Raw genomic sequence first — 15,776 nt, 5'->3', positions numbered from 1 at the left:
TCTGCACGGGAGAAGCTCTCTATCGCTATCGGCAACCGGGTTGCCGAATCGACAACGACAAGAGGCGACAGCATGAGTGGACTCGACAAGCGGGTAGGCAGTTACGCAGAGGCCCTGGCCGGCCTGACCGACAACATGACCGTGCTGGCCGGCGGCTTCGGCCTGTGTGGCATACCGGAGAACTTGATTGCCGAAATACGCCGCCTCGGCGTGCGCGGCCTGACCGTGGTGTCGAACAACTGCGGGGTCGATGGTTTCGGCCTCGGTGTGCTGCTGGAAGACCGCCAGATCCGCAAGATGATTGCCTCCTATGTAGGCGAGAACGCTCTGTTCGAGCGGCAGTTGCTCAATGGCGAACTGGAGGTCGAACTCACTCCGCAAGGCACCCTGGCCGAGAAGCTGCGTGCCGGTGGTGCCGGTATCCCGGCCTTCTTCACCGCCACCGGCTACGGCACCCCGGTCGCCGAAGGCAAGGAAGCGCGCGAAATCAATGGCCGCCATTACATTCTGGAACCGGCCATCACCGGCGACTTCGCCATCGTCAGAGGCTGGAAGGCCGACCATTTCGGCAACGTGATCTATCGCCACACCGCGCAGAATTTCAACCCGTTGGTGGCCACCGCCGGGCGCATCACTGTGGTCGAGGTGGAGGAAATCGTTGAACCCGGCGAGCTCGATCCGGCCCACATTCACACCCCGGGCATCTACGTCGATCGGATCATCCAGGGCAGTTTCGAGAAGCGCATCGAGAAGCGCACCCTGCGCGCCTGATCAGACTACAACAAGAGGATTTCCCCATGGCACTTACCCGCGAACAGATGGCTCAGCGTGTGGCGCGCGAATTGAAAGATGGTTACTACGTGAACCTGGGCATCGGCATCCCGACCCTGGTGGCCAACTACGTGCCGGAAGGCATCGACGTGATGCTGCAATCGGAAAACGGCCTGCTCGGCATGGGTGCGTTCCCGACCGAGGATGAGCTGGACGCCGACATGATCAACGCTGGCAAGCAGACGGTCACCGCGCGTAAAGGTGCGTCGATTTTTTCCTCGGCCGAGTCCTTCGCCATGATCCGCGGTGGCCACGTCGACCTCACCGTGCTTGGTGCCTTCGAGGTGGATGTCAATGGCAACATCGCCTCCTGGATGATCCCCGGCAAGTTGATCAAGGGCATGGGCGGTGCCATGGACCTGGTCGCCGGTGCCGACAACATCATCGTCACCATGACCCATGCCTCCAAGGACGGCGAGTCCAAGTTGCTCAAGCACTGCAGCCTGCCACTCACCGGCTGCGGCTGTATCCGCAAGGTGCTGACCGACCTGGCCTATCTGGAGATCGAGGACGGCAGCTTTATCCTGCGTGAGCGCGCGCCGGGGGTGAGCATCGAGGAGATCGTCGCCAAGACTGCAGGCCCGTTGATCGTGCCAGACGATGTCACCGAAATGACCTTCTGAGTACCTCCCCGCCCCGTAGGTCGCCACCACGCATGGCCGCCTGCGGGGCGGTTTTTTCATTTGTAGGATGGGTCGGGCGGCGTTCCGCGAGCGCAGCGATGCCCATCCCTCGTCGATGCCCCGAGCGGCAGCGCCGCAACTCGCAGGAGTCTCATTATGCAAGAAGTCGTCATAGTCGCCGCCACCCGCACCGCAGTCGGCAGCTTTCAGGGTTCTCTGGCCAATATTGCGGCCCCGGAACTGGGTGCCGCGGTGATCCGCCGCCTGCTGGAGCAGACCGGCCTGAACGGCACCGAGGTCGATGAAGTGATCCTCGGCCAGGTGCTCACCGCAGGCTCCGGGCAGAACCCCGCACGCCAGGCGGCGATCCTCGCCGGCCTGCCCCACGCGGTGCCCGCGCTGACCCTGAACAAGGTCTGCGGCTCGGGCTTGAAAGCCCTGCACCTGGGCACCCAGGCGATCCGCTGCGGCGATGCTGAGGTGATCATCGCCGGCGGCATGGAGAACATGAGCCTGGCACCCTACGTCATGCCCGGTGCCCGTACCGGCCTGCGCATGGGCCACGGCAAGCTGATCGACACAATGATCAGCGATGGCCTGTGGGACGCCTTCAACGACTACCATATGGGCATCACCGCCGAGAACCTGGTCGAGAAGTACGCCATCACCCGCGAGGAGCAGGATGCCTTCGCCGCCGACTCGCAGCGCAAGGCCTGCGCCGCCATCGAGGCCGGGCGCTTCGTTGATGAAATCACCCCTATCCTTATTCCCCAGCGCAAGGGCGAGCCCCTGGCCTTCGCCACCGACGAACAACCGCGCGCCGGCACCAGCGCCGAGGCCCTGGGCAAGCTCAAACCGGCGTTCAAGAAAGACGGCAGCGTCACCGCCGGCAACGCCTCCAGCCTCAACGACGGTGCCGCCGCCGTATTGCTGATGAGCGCGGCCAAGGCCGAGGCCCTCGGCCTGCCGGTGCTGGCCAGGATCGCCAGCTACGCCAATGCAGGGGTCGATCCGGCGATCATGGGCATCGGTCCGGTCTCCGCCACCCAGCGCTGCCTGGCCAAGGCCGGCTGGAGCATCGAGCAACTGGACCTGATCGAAGCCAACGAAGCCTTCGCCGCCCAGGCCCTGGCCGTCGGCAAGGAACTGCAATGGGATGCGAGCAAGGTCAACGTCAACGGTGGTGCCATCGCCATCGGCCACCCGATCGGTGGCTCCGGCTGCCGGATTCTGGTGACCCTGCTGCATGAGATGATCAAGCGCGACGCCCACAAAGGCCTGGCCACGCTGTGTATCGGCGGCGGTCAGGGCGTGGCATTGGCTATCGAGCGCTAAGCCTGCGGTGCGCGCACGCCGGCCCCGCAACGATTGCAGGTGCCGGCGTTTTTCTTGGTCATGCCCCGGCCGAGTACGCCTAGGGGCGGCACTCGTAGGTTGGTGCAGGATAAAAGGCTATGTCGCAATTGCGTGTTGCGACAACTCGGTAGGGCGCGCGCGGCGCACCTCACCCATACGCGGGCTGCCGCCTGATCCAGCAGGCTGGTGCGACTCACGCACCAGCTGATTGGGGCGGAGCCATAAGAAAGGCCACGCTGCTGTGCCGCGCAGCCAAGGAGGGGAAACGCTCGTTCCTATTCAGTCGGTCGTTGCCTGGAGCAAGGCCCGTGCTACCCGCGAGCCATTGCCCTTGCCGAGCACCGTGCAGATGCGCTGGCCGGCAGCGATCAGCTTGTCCATATCGATACCGGTTTCGATGCCCAGGCCATTGAGCAGATAGAGCACATCCTCAGTGGCGACATTGCCGCTGGCGCCCTTGGCATAGGGGCAGCCACCTAAGCCTGAGACCGAGCTGTCGAATACGCTGATGCCTTCCAACAGGCTGGCGTAGATATTGGCCAGAGCCTGGCCGTAGGTGTCGTGGAAGTGCCCAGCCAACAGGTGGCGCGGGATTTCGCGACCGACCACGTTGAGCAGATGGCGGGTCTTGCCTGGGGTGCCAGTGCCGATGGTGTCGCCCAGGGATATTTCATAGCAGCCCATGGCATAGAGCGCCTTGGCCACGCTGGCCACTTGCGCCGGTGCCACCTCGCCTTCATAGGGGCAGCCGAGCACGCAGGACACATAGCCGCGAACACGAATACCCTGTTGTTGGGCGGCGTCCATCAACGGCACAAAGCGCTCAAGGCTCTCGCCGATCGAGCAGTTGATATTTTTCTGTGAGAAGGCCTCGCTTGCTGCGGCGAAGACCGCAACTTCCTTGACTCCGGCTTCCAGTGCGGCCTCGAAACCTTTCAGGTTGGGTGCCAGGGCGGCATAGGTAATGCCCGGTAGCTGCTGGATCTGCGCGAATACCTCGGCGGAGCCGGCCATCTGCGGCACCCACTTGGGCGAGACGAAGCTGCCCACCTCGATATAACCGAGGCCGGCGGCGGACAGGTCATCGACCAGGCGGACCTTGTCGGCGACGCTGATCGGCTGCTTCTCGTTCTGCAAACCGTCGCGGGGGCCGACTTCGACCAGGCGTACCTGTTTGGGCAAATTCATTTGGCGTCTCCTTTGGGCCAATGGTGCGCACGGCGCACCCTACGATTTGCGGTGATGCGCACAATCTCATGGGGTTGTAGGGTGCGCTGTGCGCACCGAATACCAAGCTTATGCTTCTTCCAACTCCACCAGCACCGTCCCCTCGCTGACCAGTTCGCCTTCGCTGCAATACAGCGCCTTGACGGTGCCGGCATGCGGCGCGCGGATGCTGTGCTCCATCTTCATCGCTTCCAGTACCACCAGGGCGGTACCGGCTTCGACCTGCTGACCGGCCTCCACCAGCAGTCGCACGATACTGCCGTTCATGGGCGCGGTGAGGCCGCCGTGATGTTGATGGCTGGCTTCCACTTCGGCAATAGGGTCGACGCGCTGAATGCTGTGCAGCTCGCCGCCGAACTGCAGATAGAGGCTATCACCGCGACGGATCGCCAAGTGCTGTTGACGCAGACCGTCGCGCTCCACCTGTAGCACCTCGCCCTGCAATCGTACTGTAGATGCCGAGGCGTGGCGCAGACGTACCACCTGGCGCTCGTTTTGGCAGCTCAGGTGCAGATCGGTTTGCGCCGGCAAACCCAGGCGCAGACCGTTATGGTTGCTCCAGGGGGAATGCGGGTCATCGTGGCGTTGGCGCGGCGTTTCGCTCTGCACAAAGGCCTCGGCGGCCAGTTGCCAGAACTCGGCTGGCAGCTCGGCAACGGGCGGCAATAGCTGCGCTTCATGGCGCGGAATAAAGCCGGTATCCAGTTCGGCATTGGCGAAGGCCGGGTGGGCCAGCACGCGGGAGAGAAAGGCCAGGTTGGTTCTGACTCCACCGACACAGGTTTCCTTGAGCATGGCCAGCAGGCGCAGGCGTGCTTCTTCGCGGTTTTCACCCCAGGCGATCAGCTTGCCGAGCATCGGGTCGTAGAAGGGCGAGACTTCATCGTCTTCGCTGACCCCGCTATCCACCCTGCGACCAGGGCCGGCATTGGCTTCGCGGTACAGCGCCAAGGTGCCGGTGGCAGGTAGGAAGTCGTTGTCCGGATCTTCGGCATACAGGCGTACTTCGATGGCGTGACCAATCAGCGGCACCTGCTCCTGAGTGATCGGCAGCGCCTCGCCACGGGCCACGCGAATCTGCCAGGCGACCAGATCCAGCCCAGTGATCAGCTCGGTGACCGGGTGTTCGACCTGCAGGCGGGTGTTCATCTCCATAAAGAAGAAGTCGCCGCGCTCATCCAGGAGAAACTCCACGGTGCCGGCTCCGACATAGCCGATGGCCTGGGCGGCCTTGACTGCGGCCTCGCCCATGGCGCGGCGCAGTTCGGCGGACAGGCCAGGGGCGGGTGCTTCTTCGACGACCTTCTGGTGACGGCGTTGAATCGAGCAGTCGCGCTCGTTCAGGTACAGGCAGTGGCCGTGCTGGTCGGCAAATACCTGAATCTCCACATGGCGTGGCTTGAGCACGTATTTCTCCACCAGCATGCGCGAGTCGCCGAACGACGACTGCGCCTCGCGCTGGGCGCTGGCCAGGGCCTCGGCCAGCTCGCTTTCACGCTCGACCACCTTCATGCCCTTGCCACCGCCGCCGGCTGCGGCCTTGAGCAGCACCGGGTAGCCGATCACCTCGGCGGCGGCGCGGAAGGTTTCCACATCCTGCGCCTCGCCGTGATAGCCCGGCACCAGCGGCACGCCGGCGGCTTCCATCAGCGCCTTGGCGGCCGACTTGCTGCCCATGGCGTCGATCGCCGAGGCGGGCGGGCCGAGAAACAGCAAACCAGCGGCTTCGATGGCGCGGGCAAAGCCGGCGTTTTCCGAAAGAAAGCCATAGCCGGGGTGAATGGCCTGGGCACCGCTAGCCTTGGCCGCAGCGATCAGTGCGTCGATACGCAGGTAGCTGTCCGCCGGCTTGGCACCGCCCAGGTCGATCGCCAGGTCGGCTTCGCGCACATGGCGGGCGTTACGGTCAATGGCGCTGTGCACCGCCACGGTCTTGATGCCCATGGCCTTGGCCGTGCTCATCACCCGGCAGGCGATCTCGCCACGGTTGGCCACCAGCAGGGTGTCGATATGCGTGATGCTCATACTTGTTGCTCCTGCCGGAGGTATGGACGTTTATCCAGCCGGACGCTACGGAGCACTGAATTGCGGGGACTCATCATGCTTATTGCTCCTGCCAGGCGGGTTTGCGTTTATCTAGAAAGGCGCGCAGGCCTTCCTGGCCCTCGGGGCTGACGCGGATACGCGCGATGGCGTTCTCGGTATAGCGGCGCAGGGCCGGGGTCAGCACGCCGCTGCCCACTTCGCGCAGCAGGTCCTTGCTGGCCTGCATGGCCTGCGGGCTATTGAGCAGCAGATTGCTGGTCCAGTCGCTCACGGCCTGCTCCAGGGCGTCCAAGGCATAGCATTCGGCAAACAGCCCGAGCTCCTGGGCGCGCTGGCCGCTAAAGCGTTCGGCGGTGAGGGCATAACGCCGTGCCGCGCGTTCGCCGATGGCCTGGACGACAAAGGGGCTGATCACCGCCGGAGCCAGACCGATGCGGACCTCGGACAGGCACAGTTGCGCGTCGCTGGCACCGATGGCCATATCGCAGCAGCTGATCAGGCCCAGGGCACCGCCGAAGGCCGCGCCCTGGACCACGGCCAGAGTCGGGATCTTCAGCTGGTAGAGGTTGTGCATCAGCTCGGCCAGCTCGCGCGAGTCGGCCAGGTTGGCGTTGTAGTCCAGGGTTGCCGCGTGCTGCATCCAGGCCAAGTCTGCACCGGCGCTGAAGTGCTTGCCACGGCCGCGCAGCAGCAGGAAATGCAGGGTTTTATCAGCCATCACCGCGTCGAGGGCGAGAATCAGCTCGCGGATCATCTCGGCGTTGAAGGCGTTGTTCTTGTCCGCGCGATTGAGCCAGAGGGTGGCAAAGCCGCGTGGGTCTTTTACAAGTTCTACGGTTTGGAAATCGGTCATGTTCAGGAACCTGCCGGGTGTAGGAGCCAGCTTGCTGGCGATGCTTTTGCGTTGTTGCGAATCGTCGGAGTGCCGAACCACAGCAAACTGGCTCCTACAGGTTGTCGTGGTTACATGCGGAATACGCCAAAGCTGCTCGGCTCGATTGGCGCGTTAAGGCTGGCGGACAGCGCCAGACCGAGCACGTCGCGGGTCTGCGCCGGGTCGATCACACCGTCGTCCCACAGCCTGGCGCTGGAGTAGTAGGGGTGGCCCTGGCGCTCGTACTGTTCGAGGATCGGCTGCTTGAGCTTGGCTTCATCCTCGGCGGAGAAGTCGTGGCCGGCGCGCGCCGCCTGTTCGTGCTTGACCTGCACCAGCACGCCGGCGGCCTGCTCGGCACCCATCACGCCGATCCGCGCGTTCGGCCACATCCACAAGAAGCGCGGGTCGTAGGCGCGGCCGCACATGCCGTAGTTACCGGCACCGAAGCTGCCGCCGATGATCACGGTAAATTTCGGCACCTTGGCGCAGGCTACCGCGTTGACCAGCTTGGCCCCGTGCTTGGCGATGCCGCCGGCCTCGTACTTCTGCCCGACCATAAAGCCGGTGATGTTCTGCAGGAACAGCAGCGGAATGCCGCGCTGGCAGGCCAGCTCGATAAAATGCGCGCCTTTCTGCGCAGATTCGGCGAACAAGATCCCATTATTGGCGAGGATCGCCACCGGGTAGCCATGGATATGCGCAAAGCCGCAGACCAGGGTCGCGCCGAACAGCGCCTTGAATTCATCGAATACGCTGCCATCGACGGTGCGGGCGATCACTTCGCGCACATCGAAGGGTTGTTTGGCGTCCGCCGGAATTACCCCGTACAGCTCTTCGCCGCTGTACAGCGGGTTGATTGGTTCGCGATTGTTGAGCACGCCGAGCTTGCGCCAGTTCAGGTTGCTGATGCAGCGCCGCGCCAGGGCCAGGGCGTGTTCGTCGTTGTCGGCATAGTGGTCGGCAACCCCCGAGGTCTTGCAGTGCACATCGGCACCGCCGAGGTCTTCGGCGCTGACCACCTCACCGGTGGCGGCTTTTACCAGCGGCGGGCCGGCGAGGAAGATGGTGGCCTGGTTGCGCACCATGATCGCCTCATCCGCCATGGCCGGCACATAGGCCCCACCGGCGGTGCAGGAACCCATGACCACGGCGATCTGCGGGATGCCCATGGCCGACATATTGGCCTGGTTGAAGAAGATCCGCCCGAAGTGCTCGCGATCCGGGAACACCTCGTCCTGGCGCGGCAGGTTGGCCCCGCCGGAGTCCACCAGGTAGATGCACGGCAGGCGATTCTGTTGGGCAATGGTTTGCGCACGCAGGTGCTTTTTCACCGTCAACGGGTAGTAGCTGCCGCCTTTGACCGTGGCGTCGTTGGCCACGATCATGCATTCGACGCCTTCGACCCGGCCGATACCGGCCACCACGCCAGCCGCCGGCACCTCTTCGCCGTACACCTCATGGGCGGCCAACTGGCCGATCTCGAGAAACGGCGAGCCGCTGTCCAGCAGGCGGTTGATCCGTTCGCGTGGCAGCAACTTGCCGCGCGAGGTATGGCGGTGCTGGGCCTTCTCGCCACCGCCTTCATGGACGCGGGCGAGCAGGGCGCGCAGGTCGTCCACCTGGGCGAGCATCGCCGCGCTATTGGCGGCGAACTCCGGTGAACGGCTGTTGATCTGGGTGTGCAAGGTGGTCATGGTTGCTTCCTGTAGGGTGCGCCGTGCGCACCATGGCGATATTTGCGGTGCGCGCGGCGCACCCTACGGGTCACTTGGTTTCGTTGAACAGCTCGCGGCCGATCAGCATGCGGCGGATCTCGCTGGTGCCGGCGCCGATCTCGTACAGCTTGGCGTCGCGCAGCAAACGGCCGGTGGGGTATTCGTTGATATAGCCGTTGCCGCCGAGAATCTGGATCGCATCCAGGGCCATCTGGGTGGCGCGTTCTGCGCTGTAGAGGATCACCCCGGCGGCGTCCTTACGGGTGGTTTCGCCACGGTCGCAGGCCTGGGCCACGGCGTACAGGTAGGCGCGGCTGGCGTTGAGCTGGGTGTACATATCGGCGACCTTGCCCTGGATCAGCTGGAACTCGCCGATGCTCTGGCCGAACTGCTTGCGGTCGTGGATATAGGGCACGATCACATCCATGCAGGCCTGCATGATCCCGGTCGGTCCACCGGAGAGCACCACGCGCTCGTAGTCGAGGCCGCTCATCAGCACCCGTACACCACCGTTAAGCTGGCCGAGTACGTTTTCTTCCGGCACCTCGACGTCATCGAAGAACAGCTCGCAGGTGTTCGAGCCGCGCATGCCGAGCTTGTCGAACTTGCTGCCGCGGGAAAAACCCTTCCAGTCGCGCTCGACGATAAAGGCGCTGATGCCGTGCGCGCCCTTGTCCAGGTCGGTCTTGGCGTAGATCACGTAGGTGTTGGCGTCCGGACCGTTGGTGATCCAGGTCTTGCTGCCGTTGAGCACATAGCGGTCGCCTTGCTTGTCGGCGCGCAGCTTCATGCTGACCACATCGGAGCCGGCGTTCGGCTCGCTCATCGCCAGGGCACCGACGTGCTCGCCGGAGACCAGCTTGGGCAGGTACTTGGCCTTCTGCGCGGCGCTGCCGTTGCGCTTGATCTGGTTGACGCAGAGGTTGGAGTGCGCGCCGTAGGACAGGGCGACCGAGGCCGAACCGCGGCTGATCTCTTCCATGGCGATCACATGGGCCAGGTAGCCCAGGCCGGAGCCGCCGGACTCTTCCTCGACGGTGATGCCGAGCAGGCCCATATCGCCGAACTTCTTCCACATATCGGCGGGGAACAGATTGTCGCTGTCGATGGCGGCGGCGCGCGGGGCCAGCTCGGCGGCAACGAAGGACTGCACCTGCTCGCGCAGCATGTCGATGGTTTCGCCGAGGGCGAAGTTGAGGGACGGGTAGCTCATGGTCTCACCTTGATTGTCGTTATCTGGCTCGGCATTTGGTATAGGTTGTCAGGTTGCCGACCTTTACGTTAACGTAAAGATGACTGCGTAAGCTGTCAACTCCTGTATTTAAGTTGAAGCTCGAACGCTCGCCTCAGAACAAGCACAAAATCGAGGACTGTATGACTTCACTCAGCTATACCCGCGGCCCACAGGACAAGCCCTTGTTGGCTATGACTATTGGCGCTGCGTTCGATCAGACCGTTGCGCGTTTTGCCGAGCGCGAGGCGCTGGTGGTGCGCCATCAACAGCTACGTTATAGCTGGGCGCAGTTGGCCGAGCAGGTGGAGCGTTGCGCCCGTGCACTGCTGGCCATCGGCATGCAGCCGGGCGAGCGCTTGGGCATCTGGGCACCGAATTGCGCCGAGTGGTGCATCGCCCAGTTCGCCAGTGCCAAGGCCGGGGTGATTCTGGTCAATATCAACCCGGCCTACCGCCTCAGCGAACTGGAATATGCACTCAAGCATTCCGGCTGCCGCTGGCTGATCTGCGCCGATGCGTTCAAGACGTCCGACTATCATGCGATGCTCGGCGAGTTGCTGCCGGAACTGGCTGGCAGTGCCCTAGGCGACCTGCACAGCCGCATGCTGCCGGAGCTGCGCGGGGTGATCAGCCTGGGCCGTACGCCGGCCACCGGTATGCTCGGCTGGAACGCGCTGCTCGAGCACGCCGAGGCAGTTGGCGCGGAGCAGTTGCGCGCCTGCAGCGCCCAGCTGCAGTTCGACGATCCGATCAATATCCAGTACACCTCCGGCACCACAGGCTTCCCCAAGGGGGCCACGCTCAGTCATTACAACATTCTCAACAACGGCTATATGGTCGGTGAGAGCCAGGGGTTGACCGAATTTGACCGCTTGGTGATCCCGGTGCCGCTGTATCACTGCTTCGGCATGGTCATGGGTAACCTGGGCTGCCTGACTCACGGCTCAACCATGATCTATCCAGATGCCTCTTTTGACCCGCTGGCGACCCTGGCGGCCGTGGCCGAGGAGAAGGCCACCGCGCTGTACGGCGTGCCGACCATGTTTATCGCCGAGCTGGATCACCCGCGGCGCGGCGAATTCGACCTGTCCAGCCTGCGTACCGGGATCATGGCCGGTGCGACCTGCCCGATCGAGGTGATGAAGCGGGTGATCAAGGAAATGCACATGGCCGAGGTGCAGATCGCCTACGGCATGACCGAGACCAGCCCGGTGTCGACCCAGACCGCGGCGGACGATGACCTGGAAAAGCGGGTCAGCAGCGTGGGGCGCACCCAGCCGCATCTGGAGAGCAAGGTGGTCGACGAGCAGGGCCGTATCGTCCCGCGTGGGCAGATCGGCGAGCTGTGCACGCGGGGCTACAGCGTGATGCTGGGCTACTGGAACAACCCCGAAGCGACCCGAGAGGCGCTGGACAGCGCACGCTGGATGCATACCGGCGACCTGGCGGTGATGGACGAGGCGGGCTATCTGAGCATCGTCGGGCGCAACAAGGACATGATCATTCGCGGCGGCGAGAACGTTTATCCGCGGGAGATCGAGGAGTTCCTGTTCGGCCATTCGGCGGTGGCCGATGTGCAGGTGGTGGGTATTCCCGACGACAAGTACGGCGAGGAAATCGCCGCCTGGGTCAAGCTGCATCCGGGACATGAGCTCGATGCGGCGAGCCTGGCGGCGTTCTGCAGCGGGCGCATCGCCCACTTCAAGGTGCCGCGTCACTTCCTCTTCGTCGACGAGTTCCCGATGACGGTAACCGGCAAGGTGCAGAAGTTTCGCATGCGCGAGCTCACGATTGCGCGCCTGGGGATCGCTCCGAAGCAATAGCACGCGCCCCGAGGCGAGCAGGCCTAGGGGCGAAAGCACAGCCTATAGCGGTCAGTCTGCCGCCCGCTGTAGGCGGCGACCCTGGGGCCAGACATTCCCGACAGCCCCTGTGCACCAGACAATCATTCGGGACTTTTCTACGGACGTTCAAACAAGGACTTTGCCATGTGCTCCGCCATTAGCCACTTTCCGTTGCCCGACACACTCGAACAACTGCCGGACGACCTGCGCGAGCGGATACTCGCGGTGCAGGAGAAGGCCGGCTTCGTGCCCAACGTGTTCCTTATGCTGGCCCACCGCCCGGACGAGTTCCGCGCCTTCTTCGCCTATCACGATGCCCTGATGGAGCGTGAGTCAGACAGCCTGACGCCGTCGGAAAAAGAGATGATCGTGGTCGCCACCAGCGCCCGCCATGGCTGTCTGTACTGCGTGATTGCCCATGGCGCAGTCTTGCGTATCTACAGCAAGGACCCGTTGTTGGCAGATCAGGTGGCGATCAACCATCGCACGGCCCCGCTCGAGGAGCGTCAGCGCTTGATGCTCGACTTCGCCTTCCACGTCGGGCTGGAGCGTGGCGGGCTGGATGGTGACTGGCAGGCGCGTCTGCAGGCAGTCGGCTTCAGTCTCGACGATATCTGGGATATAGGTGCCATCAGCGCGTTCTTCAGCCTGTCCAATCGCCTGGTATCGCTGGCAGGCACGCCGCCAAATCCCGAGTTCTACCTGATGGGGCGGGTACCCAGAGCCGCGCGCTGACAGCGCTGGATAAAGGCGCTGCGCTTGGGCCTCGCCGCGACACCGCCGCGGCAGTAGCTGGCCGAGCCGAGGGCAGCCTCGGAGGCGGCTGGCAGGTGCTGGTTTCGCCCATGTAGATATGATTTTTTTGCACAACGTACCTGATTTTTTACAGGGTATTATTTCATTTGCGCCTGCGTATACTCGATTTCACCCGGTTTACCGAGGGCGATTGATGCCCTGGGCCAGGCATGCAAGACAAGGGCAGGGCGGATGAACAGCGCAGTCTCTGCCTTCAATCGCTATCCGTGGTCCGCTTCGCTTGGTCAGATATAGACCAATGAGTCTGTATTAGACTTTCGTATAATGTTTTCGTTTACGTAAAGGTAATAGTGTCAGTAGCGCCATAACCGATAACAACAATCAAGGTTAGAGGGCTTCACATGTCACCAGAGTTCGTGTTGGAAACACGCGGCCTGACCAAGGAATTTCGCGGCTTTACCGCGGTGGATTCGGTCGATCTTCGCGTGCAGAAGGGCCATATCCATGCCTTGATCGGACCCAATGGGGCGGGCAAGACTACGGTATTCAACCTGCTCAGCAAGTTCCTCGCGCCCAGCAGCGGCGAGATTCTCTATCAGGGCCAGGTGATCACCGGCCTGCAGCCGAACCAGATCGCCCGACTCGGCCTGGTGCGTTCCTTCCAGATTTCCGCGGTATTCGGTCACATGAGCGTGATGGAGAACGTGCGCGTGGCCCTGCAGCGCAAGCTGGGCAACTCCTTTCACTTCTGGAAGTCCGAGCGCAGCCTCGACGCCCTCAACGAGCGCGCCCTGCAGATGCTCGACGAGGTGGGGCTACTCGATTTCGCCGACACCCTGACCATCGAACTGCCCTACGGGCGCAAGCGCGCTCTGGAACTGGCCACCACCCTGGCGCTGGATCCAGCCGTCTTGCTGCTCGACGAGCCGACCCAGGGCATGGGCGGCGAGGACGTGGAGATGGTCATCGGCCTGGTACGCCGCGCTGCGGTGGGGCGCACCGTGCTGATGGTCGAACACAACCTCGGGGTGGTCAGCCAGCTGTGCGATCGCATCACCGTGCTGGCCCGTGGCGCGATTCTCGCCGAGGGCGACTACGCCAGCGTGTCAGCCAACCCCCTGGTGCGCGAGGCCTACCTGGGCAGCGAAGCGGCCGTTCTCGAGGAGGGCCACGCATGACCAGTCTGCACACCCCGGATTACGAACAGCTGCGGGTCAACGACCTGCACGCCTTCTACGGTGAATCGCACATTCTGCACGGCATCGACCTGCTGGTTAGGCGCGGCGAACTGGTGACCCTGCTCGGGCGCAACGGCTCGGGACGCTCCACCACCCTGCGCGCCATCATGAATATGGTCGGCCGGCGTACCGGCTCGATCGTGATCAATGGCAACGAGACCCTGGGTATCGCCGCACATTTGATTCCGCGTCTGGGCGTCGGCTTCTGCCCCGAAGAGCGCGGCATCTTCGCCAGCCTCAATGTCGAGGAGAACCTGCTGCTGCCGCCGATGGTGCGCAGCGGTGGCATGAGCCTTGATGAAATCTACGAGATGTTCCCCAACCTCTATGAGCGGCGTTTCAGCCAGGGCACCCGGTTGTCCGGCGGCGAACAGCAGATGCTGGCCATGGCGCGCATTCTGCGCACCGGTGCCAACCTGTTGCTGCTCGACGAGATCACCGAGGGCCTGGCCCCGGTGATCGTGCAGAAGCTCGCCGAGGTGCTGATCAAGCTCAAGAACAAGGGCCTGACCATTGTGTTGGTGGAGCAGAACTTCCGCTTCGCCGCCCCCTTGGCCGATCGGCACTACCTGATGGACCACGGCCAGATTGTCGAGGAAATCGGCGCTGCCGAGCTGGATTCCAAGCAGGACCTGCTGCACCGCTGTCTAGGCGTCTAAACCCGGTTTCACCCCTCGAAACATGCAGTACGGCGTGGCCCAGCCCGCCGTGTCGGGGTTGCTTTGCCCGGTACAACAACAATAACTGTGGAAGGTAACGAGATGAATCTGTTCCAGAAGACTGCAAGCACCATCTTTGCCACCAGCCTGATTGCCAGCGCCGCCCAGGCGCAGTTCAGCGACGATGAAATCCGTATTGGCTACCTGGCCGACATGTCCGGCACCTACCGCGACCTTTCCGGGCCGGGTGGCCTGGAAGCGCTGAAAATGGCGGTCGAGGACTTCGGTGGCCAGGTCGATGGCAAGAAGATCGTCATCTTCAGCGCCGACGACCTGAATAAGCCGGATGTCGGGGCCAATACCGTGCGTCAGTGGGTCGATGAGCGCAACGTCGACATGGTTACCGGCATGGTTGCCTCCTCGGTGGTACTGGCGGCGAGCAAGGTGGTGGAGCAGGCCGGCAAGCTGGCGCTGATTTCCGGCGCGGCGGCCTCCAGCCTGACCAACGAATACTGCTCGCCCAATCATATCCACTGGACCTACGACTCCTACGCCCTGGCCAACGGCACGGCCAAGGCGGTGCTGGCCAATGGCGGCAAGAGCTGGTTTATCCTCACCGCCGATTACGCCTTTGGCCACGCGATGGAGGCGGACATCACCAAGGTCGTCGAGGCCGATGGTGGCAGCGTCGTCAGCAAGGTTCGTCATCCGTTCCCCAGCAGCGACTTCTCCTCTTACATCTTGCAGGCCCAGGGTTCCGGTGCCGATGTGATCGCCCTGGCTAACGCCGGTGCCGATACGGTCAACTCACTGATGACCGCCAGCCAGTTCGGCGTCGCTCAGTCCGGGCAGAAGCTGGCCGGCATGGTGGTGTTCCTCAACGATATCCACGCCATGGGCCTGGACGTGACCCAGGGGCTGATGCTCACCACCGGCTGGTACTGGGACATGGATGAAGACTCCCGTGCCTGGGCCAAGCGCTATCACGCGCGCTTCGGCAAGATGCCGGGCATGGTGCCGGCGGGCATCTACTCCGCCACGCTGCACTACCTCAACGCGATCAAGGCCAGCGGCAGCGATGACGCGCAGACGGTGCGGGCGCAGATGATGGCCACTCCGATCAACGACATGTTCGCCAAGAATGGCAGCATCCGCGCCGACGGGCGAATGGTCCACGACATGTACCTGGCCCAGGTCAAGACACCGGCCGAGTCGAAGGGGGAGTGGGACCTGTACAAGATCGTGCGCACCATCCCCGGGAGCGAGGCCTTCCGCCCGTTGGCCGCGAGCCAGTGCTCGCTGCTGTCGCAGAACTGATCGGCATTTAACCCCAGCTATTCACCCGGCCGCGCATGGCCGGGTGTCACGGA

13 protein-coding genes are annotated in these 15,776 nt (G+C 63.4%); 8 read left to right on the top strand and 5 right to left on the bottom strand.

Features of this window, described 5'->3' with window-relative positions; all coding sequences use genetic code 11:
• The first annotated feature begins 72 nt into the window (after positions 1-72).
• The 3 genes from AACY13_RS18690 (at position 73) to AACY13_RS18680 (ending at position 2,789) form a co-directional block, all read left to right on the top strand.
• Complete coding sequence (locus AACY13_RS18690; RefSeq protein ID WP_339463085.1) at positions 73-771, top strand: CoA transferase subunit A; 699 nt, start codon at positions 73-75, stop codon at positions 769-771.
• Between the two features lie 26 nt (positions 772-797).
• Positions 798-1,454, top strand: a complete 657-nt coding sequence (locus AACY13_RS18685; RefSeq protein ID WP_339463084.1) for a CoA transferase subunit B — start codon at positions 798-800, stop codon at positions 1,452-1,454.
• A 156-nt stretch (positions 1,455-1,610) separates the two neighbouring features.
• Complete coding sequence (locus AACY13_RS18680) at positions 1,611-2,789, top strand: acetyl-CoA C-acetyltransferase (RefSeq protein ID WP_339463083.1); 1,179 nt, start codon at positions 1,611-1,613, stop codon at positions 2,787-2,789.
• Between the two features lie 300 nt (positions 2,790-3,089).
• On the opposite strand, the gene AACY13_RS18675 is transcribed toward AACY13_RS18680, so the two are convergent.
• The 5 genes from AACY13_RS18675 to AACY13_RS18655 all read right to left on the bottom strand — a co-directional run bounded on the left by AACY13_RS18675 (position 3,090) and on the right by AACY13_RS18655 (position 9,888).
• A complete protein-coding gene (locus AACY13_RS18675) occupies positions 3,090-3,998 on the bottom strand; it encodes a hydroxymethylglutaryl-CoA lyase (protein ID WP_339463082.1) in 909 nt (302 codons plus the stop codon).
• A 108-nt stretch (positions 3,999-4,106) separates the two neighbouring features.
• Complete coding sequence (locus tag AACY13_RS18670; protein WP_339463081.1) at positions 4,107-6,062, bottom strand: acetyl/propionyl/methylcrotonyl-CoA carboxylase subunit alpha; 1,956 nt, start codon at positions 6,060-6,062, stop codon at positions 4,107-4,109.
• Positions 6,063-6,141: 79 nt separating this feature from the next.
• Positions 6,142-6,936, bottom strand: coding sequence for a gamma-carboxygeranoyl-CoA hydratase (locus AACY13_RS18665; protein ID WP_339463080.1), 795 nt, complete (start codon positions 6,934-6,936; stop codon positions 6,142-6,144).
• Positions 6,937-7,046: 110 nt separating this feature from the next.
• On the bottom strand, positions 7,047-8,654 hold the full coding sequence (locus AACY13_RS18660; RefSeq protein WP_339463079.1) for a carboxyl transferase domain-containing protein: 1,608 nt from the start codon (positions 8,652-8,654) through the stop codon (positions 7,047-7,049).
• A 70-nt stretch (positions 8,655-8,724) separates the two neighbouring features.
• Positions 8,725-9,888, bottom strand: coding sequence for an isovaleryl-CoA dehydrogenase (locus AACY13_RS18655; RefSeq protein ID WP_339463078.1), 1,164 nt, complete (start codon positions 9,886-9,888; stop codon positions 8,725-8,727).
• Between the two features lie 161 nt (positions 9,889-10,049).
• On the opposite strand from AACY13_RS18655, the gene AACY13_RS18650 reads away from it, so the two are divergent.
• From AACY13_RS18650 to AACY13_RS18630, 5 genes are all read left to right on the top strand, one after another.
• The gene (locus AACY13_RS18650) at positions 10,050-11,732 is read left to right on the top strand and encodes an AMP-binding protein (RefSeq protein ID WP_339463077.1); all 1,683 of its coding nucleotides are present in this window, start codon (positions 10,050-10,052) and stop codon (positions 11,730-11,732) included.
• A 165-nt stretch (positions 11,733-11,897) separates the two neighbouring features.
• Positions 11,898-12,488, top strand: coding sequence for a peroxidase-related enzyme (locus tag AACY13_RS18645; protein WP_339463076.1), 591 nt, complete (start codon positions 11,898-11,900; stop codon positions 12,486-12,488).
• A gap of 422 nt (positions 12,489-12,910) precedes the next feature.
• On the top strand, positions 12,911-13,687 hold the full coding sequence (locus tag AACY13_RS18640) for an ABC transporter ATP-binding protein (protein ID WP_339463075.1): 777 nt from the start codon (positions 12,911-12,913) through the stop codon (positions 13,685-13,687).
• Positions 13,684-14,406 (top strand): ABC transporter ATP-binding protein, encoded by a 723-nt coding sequence (locus AACY13_RS18635; protein WP_339463074.1) that lies wholly within the window; start codon positions 13,684-13,686, stop codon positions 14,404-14,406. The genes AACY13_RS18640 and AACY13_RS18635 overlap by 4 nt, the downstream gene beginning before the upstream one ends.
• A 102-nt stretch (positions 14,407-14,508) precedes the next feature.
• A complete protein-coding gene (locus AACY13_RS18630; protein WP_339463073.1) occupies positions 14,509-15,723 on the top strand; it encodes an ABC transporter substrate-binding protein in 1,215 nt (404 codons plus the stop codon).
• The last annotated feature ends 53 nt before the right edge of the window (positions 15,724-15,776 follow it).

This window comes from Pseudomonas sp. EA_105y_Pfl2_R69 (genome assembly GCF_963970915.1).
Classification (GTDB): domain Bacteria; phylum Pseudomonadota; class Gammaproteobacteria; order Pseudomonadales; family Pseudomonadaceae; genus Aquipseudomonas.
Note: the sequence above shows the minus strand (reverse complement) of the source record. Positions and strands in the feature narration are given on the sequence as shown.